Raw genomic sequence first — 15,081 nt, forward strand, 5'->3', positions numbered from 1 at the left:
GTCTCGCCGGCTTTCCGCAACTCTATCTGTTGGACCCTGATCTCAACACGATTGAAGTGAACGCGGCGCCGATGCCGGCAGAAACTTGGGGTTCCATCTCTACCGCTACCGAATTGAGCTCGACGTAATCACCCGAGCCATCTGGTCAGATGTCCACGTTGGCGTCGTGAGCCGACAAGGGCGTGGAGGAGCCAGTGCCCGCTCCGCGGACAAAACTGCCTTTGGCGCCATATGCTTGATTTATCAACTATGTCGCTCGTCCGTTGTTCGGTCGCCAGAGTGTGGACGACAATTGGAACACAGTAGCTACAGGATAGGCACATCACGGCCAATTTAAATAAAACTCAATTTCTTCTGCGCGGGTCCTCCGAGAAAATGGCCTCGAAAAGACTTTCATGACCAAGGTCACGAACCATTATCATCAGAGCGGTGTAGGAAAACAACAAGATCGCCAGCCACATCTGCACAATCGCGAAATGGGACCAGTCAAATGCTTGTAAGGTCTTTTCAAGACCCGAGGCGAACGTGCCTTCCGCACGGGTGGCGCTGAAAAGACGTTCAAGAACATGCAGCAGCGCCGTTGAAATGTAATAAATGCCGCCCTTCCAAATCACTTCAAAGATTCGAGCGTGATGTCTGAACCGGTTCAGGAATGGCAGAAGGTCAGCGATAAGGATGGTTTTTGCTACCAAAAACGCTCCAAGACTGGCAGTCAGATGACTTGTTGGCTGAGTGCCGCTGTCTTCTGACATGACCTGTAGTGTTTGCACCAGAGCGTTGAACCCAGCACCGAAGAAAACTACGGGCGGAAGCATCTCGCGAAGCTCGTGTCCGATTACTTTTATGGTCGCCGATACGGTCGCCATGTGCATTTCTGCTTTGTTCTATTCTGACTTTTGCACGGCGGGGAACGTCCAGGTTCCGTCTATTATTGACTCATCTGGCCGATACATGCGCACCACGTAATTCCAACCGTCGGTCAGCGGTATGCAATTCACGCGAGAGACATCATCACAACCGCCCAGATTGACCGTCATCGAACCGTCGGCGTTGGCTGTTCCCGATTGGCTGTTTATGTTGTAGACGCCTTTGTCATTCTGCTGAAAATATCCGTCGTTATTATAGACGCTGACGGACCAGAAAGCCTTGACCGGTACATCATTGGGTACGTCAATATGGTAGCTGCCTACTGGTAGTTTTGGGTTCACATTAAGGTAGAAGGCATCTTCCGAAGGAAGCCCACCCCAACCGAAAGCGGCCCCAAGAAGATGCGGAACTTGTTTCGTATTTTCCTTGTTACCGAAGGCTCCGCTAGAGTCCGGTAGGTATTTCGAGACCCCCAACAACAGTTCACGCAATGCCTTGTAGCTTGTTTCATCATAATTGGGATGCGTGTAGGTGGCAGACGATGCTGCCTCGATCTTGAATTGATCCTGAAGCGCGTTGGCTTTCCTGATATCCTCGGGGTTACTGGAATCTACAAGAGTTCGGAAAGCAACAAGCACGTAATCCGTATCAAAATCGTCTTTAGCCCGCATTCCCCAAGTAGGTTGCTGATTTCGCTGTCCTGACCTTTCTATTTCCCATATAAATCATGGTGTTGACGGCATATCGGGGCGCATTTCATGGATCACCCATTGGGTGCGGGTTCAGACCAGGGTGATCGGGTGGATTTCGACGCTCGCGTGCGGTTGGAGTTCCGGGGGGCGCAGATCAGTTCGGACGGCGGCCTTCTGGTGATGCGAGAGCTCGATGACGCGCTGGGGCTGTCCGGTCTGGCGTCGGCGGCGCTGCGCGACACCCGCCGAGGCAAGAACACCGTACACCAGCTCGACGGGCTGTTCCGGCAATCGGTCTATGGGCGGCTGGCCGGATACGAAGATGTCAACGATGCTGACCGGCTGGCCCTCGATCCGGTCATGCGTCAGGTCGTGGGTGGCCGGGCTGTCGGTGCGCAGGCGGCCTCGGCTTCCCAGATGGGGCGGTTCGAGACCGAGACGCTTGCCGTGGCTGAGAACCGGGCGGCGCTGGCCGATCTGAATGGCCAATGGATTGACCGGTTCCATGACCGCAACGGGCTGAAGTTCATCGTGCTGGACATGGACAGTTCCGTGAGCCCCACCCACGGTGATCAAGAAGGCGCCGCCTGGAACGGGCATTTTGAGTGCAGCTGCTATCACCCGAACTTCCTCTTCAATCAGTTTGGCATGTTGGAACGCTGTGCCCTGCGCAACGGCAATGTCCACAGCGCCGATGGCTGGCGGGACGTCCTTGATCCGGTGATCGCCCGCTATGCTGGCCGCGACCTTGGGGGCCGCTTCTTTCGGGCGGATGCTGCCTATGCGATCCCCGCGCTCTATGCGCGGCTGGAAGAAGCGGGCTATTTCTACGCCATCCGATTGCCCGCCAACAACGTCCTGCGCGAGAAGATCGCGCATCGGCTTACGCGCCCCGTGGGGCGTCCGTCGCTGACCAAGGTCAAACGCTTCCACGAGGACTTCGAGTATCAGGCGGCGTCCTGGGAAAAGCCGCGCCGCGTCATCGCCAAGATCGAATGGCACCCGGGCGAGCTGTTCCCCAAAGTCGGCTTCATCGTCACCAACCTGCCGATGGAGCCGGATTGGGTGGCGCGGTTCTATAACCAGCGCGGCACCGCCGAGCAGCACATCAAGGAGGGCAAATACGCCTTCCACTGGACCCGGCTGTCATGCCGTCGGTTCCGCGACAACGAGGTGCGGCTGCATTTGCACGCGCTGGCCTACAACCTGGCCACCTTCTTGCGCTGCATCGAGCTGCCCGAGGCCATGGCCGACTGGTCGTTGACCAGCCTGCAACTGAAGCTGATCAAGATCGGAGCCCGCGTCGTCCGCCACGCCCGCGCCATCACCTTCCAGCTGGCCGAGGTCGCCGTCACCGGCCCGATGGTGCGCGCTATCCTCGCCGCCATCCACCGACTTCGGGCGCCTCCGTCATGCGCGTGACCGCAATGCAGGCCAAAACTGAACGAAAGCGGCAGGACAGGTCTGTCCACCGCGCCGAAGTACGCTACCGCCGGGCAAGGAAATTGCGGCTTCGCGGCCCAATCCACCCAGTTCCAGCCGTCTGCGCGACCGCCGACGCCGCTCGGGGCGAAAAACGCTTGTCCAGCGGGCAGTCTCAGGCAATCTTGACATCAGACGGCAGGCCACTTGGAGAATGTCGGTTGGAGCGCCCAGAAACTATATGTTACAAAAAAGGGACCTGGCCTTTTTTCTCGAAGGAAATGCAATAGTGTTTGCGATTAATTTCGACTACCGCTTTGACACGGAGGGTTTTTTTGATGATCCCAAAATGCGCGCTCTTCTAGAATCTGCGGCACGTGTTTGGGAAGACCTGGTTCAAGATGAATTCGCAAACATTCCTGCAGGGACAGAGTTCACGATTGTGAACCCTACAACGGGAGAAAACACAACGGTCACTCTGACAGAGGCCATTGACGATGTCCTGGTATTCGTCGGATCGCGTGACATGGGTAGTCGTCCTGCGCTTGCTTATCCGACGGGTCTGGATGCCAGCGGAGACGTGTTTCAGAGCCGGATTGCAGAAAGTTTTCGAGGGCAAGGACCTGCAACGGATTTCGAGCCATGGGCGGGGTGGCTGGCGCTTAACCCAAATGTGACTTGGCATCTCGACCATACCACGCCGGTCACGCCGGGAGCGCACGATATGCTTACGCACGTCGTACATCAAATCGCGCATATCTTAGGCTTTGGGATCAGCCCCATATTTTTCGACATTGGGGCTGGGGCCAGTTTCGACGGGCCGAACGCACTATCGGTCAATAACGGTATGCCTATACCTTTGGGACCAGTACTTGGTCATGTCATCGAAGGCTTCAACAACAATCAGGTCCTGATGGACCCGATAATTCCTCGCGGTGTACGCCTGATGCCGGGCGAAATCGACCTCGCAATGCTATCCGATATTGGTTACGTCATCGACGGCTTCCAGCCTCAGGGCAACCGTTTCCAGCTTTCCACATCCGAAGGGGAGGCCATTTTGGGCCAAAACCTTCGAGATTTAATCGATGCGCAGGGTGGCAATGACGTCGTCTTTGGTGGTGCTGGTAACGACATCCTGCTGGGGGGCACAGGCGATGACACGGTGTCGGGGGGAACGGGAAATGACATTCTCGACGGTGGCTTGGACAACGACTCACTCACAGGAAACGATGGCGATGACACCCTCCGGGCGGGCTTCGGTAATGACACGCTGAATGGAGGTTCGGGTGCTGACGTGTTCGATATCCTAAGCGGCGGCGGGCATATCACGATCAAAGATTTCAGCACCCAAGACAGCATCATTTTGCGCGAGTCGGGTTTCACCTCTGGCGACGAAGCGCTAGCGGCAATCGAAAAACCGACAGCGGATCTTTCCCGATTGATCTTTTTGGATGGAACGACTGTGGACATCCAACACACACCCCAGGCGGGTACCCCGTTGAACAAAAATGATTTTCTGTTAGCAGGACCATCAAGTTTGTTCCTAGCGGGTGGCGCCAATGACCGCCTCGTTGGGACCAATGGTGACGATGATTTTCTGTCAGGGGACGGCAGCGATACGATAGAAGGCGGACCTGGCGCCGATGTGATCCAGGCCGGGGAAACTGACTCGGATCTACGGGACGTAGTGTTCGGGGGCAGCGGTTCAGACAGTATCAACGGCGGCTATGGCAACGACAGCCTTGTTGGCGGCGGAGGTGACGACACAATCGAAGGTGGGTTTGGCGTGGACACCATCATTGGAAATTCGGGTAACGATGTTTTGGCCGGTTCCGCTTTTTCAGACATCCTGTTCGGAAATGACGGCAACGATTTCGTGAACGGAGGCTTTGGGTCAGATCGGATCAATGGTGGGGCTGGCGCCGATACGTTCTTCCATTTTGGCGTCGCCGGGCACGGATCCGACTGGATTCAAGACTATGACGCCACCGATGGAGATGTTCTACTTTTCGGTAATACTTCTGCCGCCCCTGAAGACTTCCGGGTCACCTTCGCCCATACCGAAAATTCCGAAGGTGAGCGGTCAGGAGACGACAACATTCAAGAGGTTTTCGTCGTCTACCGTCCAACCGGACAGATCATGTGGGCGCTGGTCGATGGAGAAGGGGAAACCGCGATCAACCTGAAGATCGGGGCTGAGACCTTCGACTTGTTAACCTGATGGTGGACGATATCTCTACCTTCCCACCTGCCTCCAATCATTTCAGACTGAAAACCCCATAGAGTTTCACTCATCCTTGACGGAGACATGAAGCATGGATTGCCACTCCAACCACAGCGTATTTCTACGCGCCGACGGCTCACTTGCCTGCTGGGATGATGCGGGAAGCCGCCGAACGCTGCATTCGTTCGATCCCACAGTTGATGCGTCCCAGCAGGTGGTCTTTGGATCAGTTTTCGGCGAGATCCGAAGAAAGTTGCACAAGGGTAACATGCCGTTTCCGGATGTTTGCCAGGATTGCATGGTGTTTGCCAGCGGGGCTTGCTTCAATCCCGGCTGGGCAGCGAATAAGGAAATCCTGATCTTTCAGGTGGAGCCATCAATCGCGTGCACCCTTGAATGTCCCGGCTGCATGACGCTGGCCGAAAGAAAGAAACGACATGGCCCACCATGGAACCTCGAAATGGGCATTTTCGAGAAGTACCTGTCTGACTTCAAACGCGACGGGGTTACTGTTCGGACAATCGACTTTCAGGGCCATGGTGAACCATTGATCAACCGAAATGTCTGGCAAATGGTCAGCCTTGCCCGGAGCCATTTTCCGGACGCCAACGTTTCGATGTGTACAAATGCCCATGGTGTATTCGAATCTTCCCAGGTGCGTTCGGGCATAAGCGAGATGATCTTTGCCATCGACGGTGTCGATCAGGAAAGCTTCGAAAAGAACCGCGCAAGGGGTAGTTTCGAAAAAGCTTATTCTTTCATGAAGGCCTTCTGCCATGGTGCGGTCGCAGAGGGACGGGATATAAAAACCGTTTGGAAATACATCCTTTTTGACTGTAACGACAGCAGGGAGCATTTGTTGAGAGCGCAAGAGCTTGCCTCGGAGGCCGGCGTTAACGAATTGCTTTTTGTCAACTCTCAGCTTGGACTGAGAGCTTCAAAAGTGTTCAGCCTCGAAGACATCCCAGCATTCGACAGTAGCGTGGTCATCCGCATGTCGAGCTATCTGGCAAACTTCCATGATGTTTTGCACAGTATCGACAAAGCACGTTTTGCCTTGTTCCAGCTTGATCAGAATGGCGCATCCGCAAATCTCATGTTTTCATCAAACATGATCCGTAGGCGTTTTGCGTGTCTTTCGCCGACCGATGAACTCCCTGAGGAATATCAAGCCCTGGTTTACGAAATCTTAGACTTGAGCGCGGATCCGCAGTTCGATGAGCAAACACGCCTTAGGATCAAGGGGGGCTTACACAGCCTGCTAAGCAAGCTCGCGATCTCTCTGCTTGAAGCCAAGAACCTGATTATTAGATGGAAATCGGAAGAGGTCGTGCGCCTGGCTACTCAGCTCGCGAGCCAGCCCAATTCTGATAACGCAGTCATGTAACGGAAAGGGCGTTTCCGCCTGCCGTGCGCTGACGCTGAACAAAAGGCCCTCAAGGCTTCCATATCTAGCGAGCTTTCTTTTCCAGAATTAATTTCCTGTGACTTTGCGGGCGATTTTTGTGGCGAAGTAGAAGCCCTTTGCGACAAAGACTCTGGTATTTGCTTTGAAGCCGATTCTCTCACTTTTGCCAGTTTCCGTTCCGCCGCTTCAGCTTTGGCCAATACGTCTGGAATGTGAGGTTTGGAGTGCCTCCATCTCATGTAAGCCAGTTCATGCGCTGTGCGAGGAGGCGCTTTTCCAAGACAAACTGAAACAAATTGGACTTGCATGGCAGTCGTGGGCTCGCGTCGGCCCTCTTCGAGCGCTTGAAGCGAGCCTATGCAACTTTCAAGCAAGCGAGCATCCTTCAAAGTAAACCGACCATAGCGGCTAGGTTTGCTTTGCCGTGCCATCTCTCCTAAACCTCGAAAACTTTCATGACTTCGTCACCCAAGTGATTGAATGCCTTCACTTCGATCTTACCACTCTCAGGCCTTTTGAAGGAACGCGATGTTTCCGAATTCAGGCTAGCCCAGGCCTCTGGCGTGCCCCTATAGGGTGGTCCGGTTTGATTGTTAGTGCATCGCGGGCTTCTGGTCCATTGGAACGAAGCTTTCGGGCGCGGGCGGGCGGTATGGATGTGGAAATCGTCCCACGTTAAGCCAACTCGGCCACATGCACCGCCACGTCCTACCGACGGCACGATGCGGCCCGACAACGGGTCGGTCGGCACCCTCCAGGGGGGCGGAGGGTCGAAACATTCGCCGGGGACCGCCCACCGCGCAGGGGTCACGATTTTGTCATCCAAAGCACAAAATGACCCAGAGATTGCAGCAACTGGAATGTTTCAGAATAGTTTGCTATAATTGCCCTCGCGCGCCCGCCGACGCGGACAGCGCAGCCCGTTGCGGGATTGGTAGTCGGATGTCGCGCTACAGGGAACGAAGCCGTATTCGAAAAGCAGCTCACGCCAACAAATCGACCACGTCCGACCCGATTTGCAGGTTGATCGACGACTGCGCCTCACCATCCACCAATGCCCACATGATCTGGCCAGTGGGTCGGAATATTACGAAAGCCTCCATCACCGTATCGTCGCCCGAGCGTTCACCCTCAGCGTTTTCGGTATGAGCGAAATTGACCTGAAACTGTCCACGGTTGGCAGATGAATTTCCGAACAGCAGAACGTCGCCCTCGGCGGCGTTGTAATCCTGCACCCAATCCGAACCGTGGCCTTCGACGCCCACATGGAAAAATTTGTCTGCCCCGCTGCCACCGTTGATGCGGTCGTGCCCAAAGCCCCCGTTAACGAAGTCGTTTCCCGCACCGCCGAAGACGAGGTCGGAAAACGCCGATCCAGTGATAACGTCATCGCCATCCTGACCCTGCAATTCATCGACCCCAAAGCCCCCCGCTATGGTGTCATTGCCGCCCTGGCCATAGACGAGGTCGTTACCCGCCCCGGCATCTATGCTGTCGTTACCTTCACCGGCGTATATTACGTCGCGTAGGTCATCGTCCGACGGGCCGCCGATGATGATGTCGTGGCCATCACCACCGTTGAGCGTATCGGCCCCCAGACCGCCGTCGAGGCTGTCGTTTCCAGCGTCGCCAACCAGCCTGTCACTGGCTTCAAAGCCTAGAATGACATCTTCATCCGGCCCACCATTTAGTACATCGTCTGCTGATGTCCCTGTAAGCGACAAAACTAACCGCTGTCCGGCAATTTGATCAATTTCTTGAGACGACCATACTACGACTAAGTCTTGATTAGATAACTCAGCCAAAGATGGCTGAATTTGGTTAAAGGCAGTATGTTTATTTATTCTGAATTCTAGCCCGCTGGCGTTCCCATCCGCGTCAAAGCGCTGGCCGAAAACCCCACCACCATCCCCATCCTGACCATTCGAAATCCAAGTTACTAAGAATCCGCCATCAGACAAACCAGTTACATTGGAATTAAATTGATCACTCTCAATGTGACTATTTACACGAAATTCAGTTCCTATCGGGTTACCCACTTCATCATAGCGTTGACCTAATACATCCCAATTCAATAGGTCGCTCATATCCGACCATGTTGCAATAAATCCACCATCTGACAACGATGCAACTGAAGGATACTTGTCCTCATAATCTGTCGGGCTGTTGACTTGAAATTCATCTCCGATAGGAGTGCCCTCTGAATCAAATATCCGCGCCTTTATTTCCGAGTTGTATGTGACGTTGTCTTTAGACTCCCATATAGCAACAAAACCACCCCCCACTAATCCAATTATTGCAGGATCTTCCTGATCATCAACTGCGTAATTATTGACCTGAAACTCTGCTCCGGCTTTGTTCCCGGACGCGTCGTAGCGTTGGCCGAATACGCCCATGCCATCGCCATCCTGCAACGAAGACTGCCACACCACGACGAAACCGCCTTCGGATAGTTCATTTACTGCAGGGTTAGTTTGATCGCCATCTGTGTAGTTGTTGACTTGGAACTCCACTCCGATTTTGTTCCCGGACGCGTCGTAGCGTTGGCCGAATACGCCCATGCCATCGCCATCCTGCAACGAAGACTGCCACACCACGACGAAACCGCCTTCGGACAAACCGATTAGAGATTGGTTTGGCCCGGCCTCACTGGAAAAACGGATAATTTGAAATTGAGAGTCAACAGCGCTCCAAGAGTTGTCATAGCGTTGGCCTAAAACTTCCCATTGAAAATCGCTCATGTCCAAACGCGCCCAAGTAACAACAAAACCTCCATTTGTTAAAGAGGCAACAGAAGCCTGAGAAGTTTCGTAGCGGTAATCTAATGGTCCAGTAACTTGGATTTCATCCCCAAAGGCCCAGTAAAGAAATGAAGGTGTTTCCGGTATTTCAAATTGAAGATCATCATCATCAATATAAAAGTCTGCAAAAACTAGAGCATTCCCAGTTCCGTGAATGCCCGGATTACTTTCATATACTGTTACCCTAAATCGCTCCGTGCCTTCCCATATCATGTCTGAATTAACAAAAAAGGTGGCAGAGTCTTGTGAATTGTCGCTTCGCCAACTTAGGCCAGAAGATACATCATAGTTCGTTGCGGGTTCGCCTCCTGGAACAACATATCTATACGGAAGTTGCCAAAAATCAGAATAAGAGCCGGAATCTCCAGAGGTGACTTTTTCGATCCGGATGTAAGCATAAAACCTTTCAATACTTGTTTGCTCAACAGTAAAAGTAATGCTTGGTCCAACCCCTTGAAACCCAGAATCTACTGTTCCCTCATCGATTGAAACTCCGAAGTCGGAATATAAAACCCAGTTGAGGTGCCTGCCTATTTCTATCATCGGGTGAAGTCCAAATTTTCATACGCCTACAATGATACCGATATCTCCCAGTGTTTGGTTCGGCAAACACCATCTTCAACCAAAAGAATAGGGTGTATGCCTTACAGAGCCTCCTGTAACTAACTCAAAATCATCCAGAAAAATTCGATCCAGTTGCGGAACTGTCAGGAAACGTATCGGTTTACGTCCCGAAAACCGATGAACTAGCCGCGACCGTCGCGCGGGTGCTTCAACCATATTTTCGAGCCTACCGGCGGATGCCCGGCCTAGACGGTTGGCTGAACGATCATTGGGCATACGATGGTCCTCGCCGTGTGTGATGCCGTTATAGCACGTCAGTCCCACCAGTTCGCGCGATAGTCGGGCGTCCAGACCCGCGTCGATCAGTGGGGGCTTGCTGGCGTCGGGCTGGTGGCGTTGCTGATGTGGTAGATGCGTCTATGTTGACCGAGTGCATTTTTCGGCTACGCTACTCGTATTTTAGTTGACGGACTTAGGTCATGTTGACAAATGGCGGATCCAGAGGCGGATTGAAGTGATATCCACGAAGCCAAGGAAGCTTTCGGCTGTCTTATCATAGCGGGTTGCCACACGCCGAGCATTCTTCAGTTTGTTGAAGCATCTCTCGACCAGGTTTCTCAGCCGGTAGAGATGCCAATCCAAACCAACGCGCCTCTTTCGGGACTTTCGCATTGGGATCACCGGTCGAATGCTTCGGTTTTGCAGTTCGGCGCGAATACGGTCGGCGTCGCAACCTTTGTCAGCTAGCAGCACGACTGGCTCTGGCAGGTTGTCGTCCATGACCCGATCAAATCCAAGATAGTCCGATGTCTGACCGGGTGTGATGTCAGTTCTCATAGGCAGCCCGGCGGCATTTACCCTGAGGTGGATCTTGGTCGTGAAGCCGCCTTTTGAGCGGCCAAAACCCTGTCGCGGAGTCCCCCTTTTGCGCCCGCTGCCTGATGGTGGGCACGAACCACGGTGCTGTCGACCATTTGAAGGGCATCAGGAACGATCCTGCTCTCGGTCAAGGTTTCCAAAATCTTTTCCCAGTGTCCCGTGAGGGTCCAGCGTCGGAACTGTCGGTAGACACTCGACCACTTCCCAAACTCGTCAGGCAAGTCTCGCCATGGGGCACCAGTACGTGCAATCCAGAAAACGCCATCAAGAACAAGGCGGTGGTTGATCGGTTTGCGTCCGTTCGGGGCACGGACTGCAAGGATGAACCGTTCAAAAAACGCCCACTCCTCGTCCGACATTAGGTTTCTTGCCAAGCTGGCCTCCATCGCAGATACCGGCTTGAATCACGATCAGCGGGCGCTGTGAATCCCTTTTGTCAACACGACCTAGTGTCCCCGCCATTTTCAAGAATTACATCCAACGTAGCGGCGCTATTCTCTCGCACGGCAGTCACTATGGCACTGCCGCCCAAGATTTTGAAATTCGGATCGGCCCCGGCTTCGAGCAAGAGGCGCGCGACGGCTGGCCGGTTAAGTCCTGCTGCGGCAACTAGGGCCTTTGACAAATCTGGCTTGGACCATAGTTGCCGTTCGAGAGCATTCCGAACGTCAATATATTCTTGATCCCGTACGATCTCGCGCAGCTCTTGGGCGAATGAAGTCGTTCCCAACACGGATACACACACGACCCAAGAAAAGAGCAGACTAACTTTCACCGCCGATTTCTTGGCCCGGGATCGCCCCCAGTCGGAACGCGTACGCATCTGATCAATTGCCCTTTGACAATGAAACATTACTGACCGCCGCCTCGACGCCTTCTAGCGTTAGACCTCCGAGCGGCACGGAAAACTGCGCTACCGCCATGCAACCGTTCCAGAAGAAGTGTTTTGAAGCGGACACAAACGCGCCCTGACGAGAGCTAACAACACCGAGAATGGCAAAATCGGCTTCTCCGTTAAGTGACCCAAACAGCATATATTCGGGCTGATCGAACGGGACCAATGCCCCGTGAGCTAAAGCATCGGAGCGCTTTCGCACGGCTTCCCGGATTTCTGGCGACAAATTTTCAACTTGGGCGAGGAAAGTAGATCGAATTTCCTCGAACTGTTTGAAAGTGATTTTGCCTTGGGCTGGCTTGAGAGAGCCAAGCGTTCCAATTGCCACCCACGCAGGACCAGCTCCTTCTTGCTCGACTATCCACGCTGCTGTGTATTCGGCTTTTCTGGCCTTGTTTGCTGAAAGAGTCTGAATAATGTCAGGTGCTTGGTTGGCATCTGACCAATAGTCGTTCAGCTCAAAAGAGACGGGAGAGGGGCACCTTGGAACCGTAACAGCCGCTTCCATCGCCATGCTGGAGGACCCTATGACGATTCCGAAGAGCAGAACAGGCAGCGAGTGCATGTGCTTCATTCGATTACCTCAGGCGGCAACATTTTCTCAACGGTCCCGGTGATCCGCGCCTTTCGACCCACACGGGGGCGCTGCAATTCAGCATAGGCGGCTTTCCGGCCTTCAATGTCCTTCGCGCCCCAGCCGATCAGAACGCCGGTGACGTGTAGGAAATCGGCGAACCTTTGACCGACTGGTTGCTTACCGCACACTGCTACATCCTCCTGATCCGCGTGTGTGAGCCTGTTATAGCACACCCTCGCGCTGCAACAGTTCCCGGATCGCCCGTTCGATGATCGCCGTGCGGTCAACGGGATAATCCAGGTTTTTCTGTAGCTGTTCGATCCCTGCCAACAGGTCTTCGTCCAAGCGGATGTTGATTGGTTTTTTCGGCAAGTGTGCGTCTCCTTTTGTAGATACATAAATCTACACCTGACCCCTTGCAAGTGTATGTACGTGTATCTACACACTATTCACACAGCAAAGGAACACAAAATGACCGCTTCATTCACTCGCAAGATCGGCAGCAACCGTGGAAAGCCCCGTCTCTGGATCGAAGGCGCGCATCTGACCGCCGCCGGTCTGTTGCACGGCACGCGTTGGACATTGACCAAGACCGACAGCGGTCTGACCATCGCCGCTGACCCGGAAGGCAAGCGTCGCATTGCTGGCAAGCCCGGACGCCCGATTATCGACATCAACTCTGCGGCCATGCTTGGACCGTTGGCGGATGCCGAGACCGTGGTCGTTGCTTATGAACCCGGTTCCGGTCGGTTGGACGTTCGTCGTGGGTGAGGTGATCGACATCGGCACCCGTCAGCCGGTCGAAGCCGACTCAGTCCCGCAACGGGCCGTTGTTGTGATCGTCAAACCGTCCGCACCGATACGGGTGGTGATTCTTCTTTCACAGATCGTCGGCGGTGCGTTGGCCGGTTGGCTGGCGGTTGCTTGGGCGATGGGGTGATTGCTCACGTGCCTAGGTGTATAAACGAATGCACATCCGCTTTTTTATTTTGTTTTAAATCAACAGTTTAGGTGATTTTATGGCGCACCCGACAGGATTCGAACCTGTGACCTCTGCCTTCGGAGGGCAGCACTCTATCCAGCTGAGCTACGGGTGCCGGTGAACCGGGCTATACGGTATCGGGACGGGCACTGCAATCGGTTATCTGCGGATTTTTCTTGCTATTCTGCCTGTCGATTTTCCAAATGGCGTCATGGACCGAACCCCGTCGCTTTTCCTGTTGATCCTGCTGCAAGTGGCCGTCTCCGCCGCCTCTCTGGTGGTCGAGATCGTGGCTGGCCGAATGCTTGCGCCTTACGTCGGCATGTCGCTTTACACCTGGACCTCGGTCATCGCGGTTGTACTGGCCGGGTTCTCTCTGGGCCACTGGATCGGCGGTCGCCTGGCGGAGTATCCGCCCCGGCGCGCGCTGAACCTGACCGGGTGGACGATGGTTGCCGCAGCGCTCACAACGGCGACCTCCGCCCTTTTGCTGCGCGCCATGTCCGGCCCGGTGCTGGCGGCCGTGCCGCACCCGGTCTGGGGAATCGCCGTGCTGACGCTTGCCGTCTTCTTCCTGCCCTCGACCTTTGCGGGGGTCCCGGCCCCGGTTCTGGCGTCATTGGCCGTAACACGCCGCGAAGGCGCCGGCCGGGCACTTGGTGCGATGTTTGCGGCCGGTGCCCTCGGTGCGATCGCCGGCACGCTGCTTGCCGGGTTTCTGTTTATCTCCTGGCTCGGGTCGACGCTGACACTACTGACGGTAACGGGGATCTACGCGATCTCGGGCCTGATCTGCTTCCGCCTTGCCGGCGACAGGCTCTTGGCCCCTGTGATTGCCGTTCTGGTCGTTGCGGGACTGGCCGCCGCGGCGCTTTCCGCCCCTGATCCCTGCACCCGCGAGAGCCGCTATTACTGCATCCGCGTCATCGAACTGGGATCACCTGACGCTCCGGAACGGCTGATGGTGATCGATCACCTGGGGCACGGGATCAGCGCCCGTGATACGCCTCTGGTGATGTATACCGATCATGCCGCCATGCTGGACGCGCTCGCTCGCATCCGCACGTCTCGCCCTGATTTCACCTCGTTTTTCATCGGCGGCGGTTCGTATTCCATCCCGCGCGCCTTTGCCCTGCGCGGCACCGGCCCCCGCACGGTAGCCGAGATCGACCCAGAGGTGACACGCATTGCCGCCGAGCAGTTCTGGTTCGACCCTGCCAGCGCCGAAATCCTGCACAAGGACGCCCGCCGCGCCCTGCTGACACGGCCCGACCGGCGCTATGACGTGATCCTGGGCGACGCCTTTACCGATGTGGCCGTTCCCGCGCACCTTGTTACCCGAGAGTTCTTTGAACTGGTTCGAGACCGGCTCGCCCCCCAAGGCACCTATCTGATGAACGTCATCGACTATCAGGACCGGCTGCATGCACTCGCTGCGCTGGTGCGCACATTGGGCACCGTATTTCCCGAAGTCGAAGTCTGGACCAGCACCACTCCCCCGCCACCGGGAGAACGCGCGGTCTTTGTGATCGCGGCGGGATCACACCCGACCGGGCATTCCCGATTCGTCACCCGCGCCCCGGACAGAACAGAGTTCGGTGCGCTGGACCCAAGTTGGGTCACCCAACTTGCGACGATGGGTACATTGCTCACCGATGATTTCGCCCCGATCGACCGCCTGATCGGACGCCCGGACTAGGGTCTGTTGAGATTCACTTTGAGTTCAGGAGAGCGGCGCAGGCATTGATGATTGCCGTAAAGCTGAGGTCT

Annotated in this window: 13 protein-coding genes and 1 tRNA gene; 6 read left to right on the plus strand and 8 right to left on the minus strand. The window is 55.1% G+C overall.

Annotated elements, in window-relative coordinates; all coding sequences use genetic code 11:
- Positions 1-344 precede the first annotated feature (344 nt).
- Positions 345-866 carry a hypothetical protein gene (locus OEZ49_RS22410; protein WP_263390373.1) on the minus strand — a complete coding sequence of 174 codons (522 nt, stop codon included), beginning with the start codon at positions 864-866 and terminating at the stop codon, positions 345-347.
- Between the two features lie 18 nt (positions 867-884).
- A complete protein-coding gene (locus OEZ49_RS22415; protein ID WP_263390374.1) occupies positions 885-1,538 on the minus strand; it encodes a DUF1214 domain-containing protein in 654 nt (217 codons plus the stop codon).
- 87 nt (positions 1,539-1,625) lie between these two features.
- Between OEZ49_RS22415 and OEZ49_RS22420 the strand changes: the two genes are divergently transcribed.
- The 3 genes from OEZ49_RS22420 to OEZ49_RS22435 all read left to right on the plus strand — a co-directional run bounded on the left by OEZ49_RS22420 (position 1,626) and on the right by OEZ49_RS22435 (position 6,592).
- A complete protein-coding gene (locus tag OEZ49_RS22420; protein ID WP_263390375.1) occupies positions 1,626-2,981 on the plus strand; it encodes an IS1380 family transposase in 1,356 nt (451 codons plus the stop codon).
- Between the two features lie 214 nt (positions 2,982-3,195).
- On the plus strand, positions 3,196-5,202 hold the full coding sequence (locus OEZ49_RS23015; RefSeq protein ID WP_317853196.1) for a calcium-binding protein: 2,007 nt from the start codon (positions 3,196-3,198) through the stop codon (positions 5,200-5,202).
- A gap of 94 nt (positions 5,203-5,296) precedes the next feature.
- Positions 5,297-6,592: a radical SAM protein gene (locus OEZ49_RS22435; RefSeq protein WP_263390376.1), complete on the plus strand. Its 1,296-nt coding sequence runs from the start codon at positions 5,297-5,299 to the stop codon at positions 6,590-6,592.
- Here OEZ49_RS22435 and maoP read toward each other — a convergent pair.
- The 5 genes from maoP to OEZ49_RS22455 all read right to left on the minus strand — a co-directional run bounded on the left by maoP (position 6,550) and on the right by OEZ49_RS22455 (position 12,701).
- The gene (maoP, locus tag OEZ49_RS23140) at positions 6,550-7,044 is read right to left on the minus strand and encodes a DUF413 domain-containing protein (RefSeq protein WP_397545702.1); all 495 of its coding nucleotides are present in this window, start codon (positions 7,042-7,044) and stop codon (positions 6,550-6,552) included. The genes OEZ49_RS22435 and maoP overlap by 43 nt on opposite strands.
- 552 nt (positions 7,045-7,596) lie before the next feature.
- Positions 7,597-9,957 (minus strand): calcium-binding protein, encoded by a 2,361-nt coding sequence (locus OEZ49_RS22440; protein ID WP_263390377.1) that lies wholly within the window; start codon positions 9,955-9,957, stop codon positions 7,597-7,599.
- A gap of 498 nt (positions 9,958-10,455) precedes the next feature.
- Positions 10,456-11,243, minus strand: a protein-coding gene (locus OEZ49_RS22445) for an IS5 family transposase (protein WP_263390378.1) whose coding sequence is annotated in 2 segments (ribosomal slippage) — positions 10,456-10,907 and positions 10,907-11,243 — 789 coding nt in all. Because the reading frame shifts where the segments join, the coding sequence is not laid out codon by codon here.
- Positions 11,244-11,684: 441 nt separating this feature from the next.
- Positions 11,685-12,326, minus strand: a complete 642-nt coding sequence (locus OEZ49_RS22450; RefSeq protein ID WP_263390379.1) for a hypothetical protein — start codon at positions 12,324-12,326, stop codon at positions 11,685-11,687.
- Positions 12,327-12,551: 225 nt separating this feature from the next.
- Positions 12,552-12,701, minus strand: a complete 150-nt coding sequence (locus tag OEZ49_RS22455) for a ribbon-helix-helix domain-containing protein (protein WP_263390380.1) — start codon at positions 12,699-12,701, stop codon at positions 12,552-12,554.
- Positions 12,702-12,800: 99 nt separating this feature from the next.
- On the opposite strand from OEZ49_RS22455, the gene OEZ49_RS22460 reads away from it, so the two are divergent.
- Complete coding sequence (locus tag OEZ49_RS22460; protein ID WP_263390381.1) at positions 12,801-13,100, plus strand: hypothetical protein; 300 nt, start codon at positions 12,801-12,803, stop codon at positions 13,098-13,100.
- Positions 13,093-13,269: a hypothetical protein gene (locus OEZ49_RS22465; RefSeq protein WP_263390382.1), complete on the plus strand. Its 177-nt coding sequence runs from the start codon at positions 13,093-13,095 to the stop codon at positions 13,267-13,269. The genes OEZ49_RS22460 and OEZ49_RS22465 overlap by 8 nt, the downstream gene beginning before the upstream one ends.
- A gap of 80 nt (positions 13,270-13,349) precedes the next feature.
- Here OEZ49_RS22465 and OEZ49_RS22470 read toward each other — a convergent pair.
- Positions 13,350-13,426 (minus strand) — tRNA-Arg (locus OEZ49_RS22470).
- A 96-nt stretch (positions 13,427-13,522) separates the two neighbouring features.
- Between OEZ49_RS22470 and OEZ49_RS22475 the strand changes: the two genes are divergently transcribed.
- The gene (locus OEZ49_RS22475) at positions 13,523-15,010 is read left to right on the plus strand and encodes a fused MFS/spermidine synthase (protein WP_263390383.1); all 1,488 of its coding nucleotides are present in this window, start codon (positions 13,523-13,525) and stop codon (positions 15,008-15,010) included.
- The last annotated feature ends 71 nt before the right edge of the window (positions 15,011-15,081 follow it).

The sequence above is a fragment of the Ruegeria marisflavi genome (assembly GCF_025673445.1).
GTDB lineage: Bacteria > Pseudomonadota > Alphaproteobacteria > Rhodobacterales > Rhodobacteraceae > Ruegeria_B > Ruegeria_B marisflavi.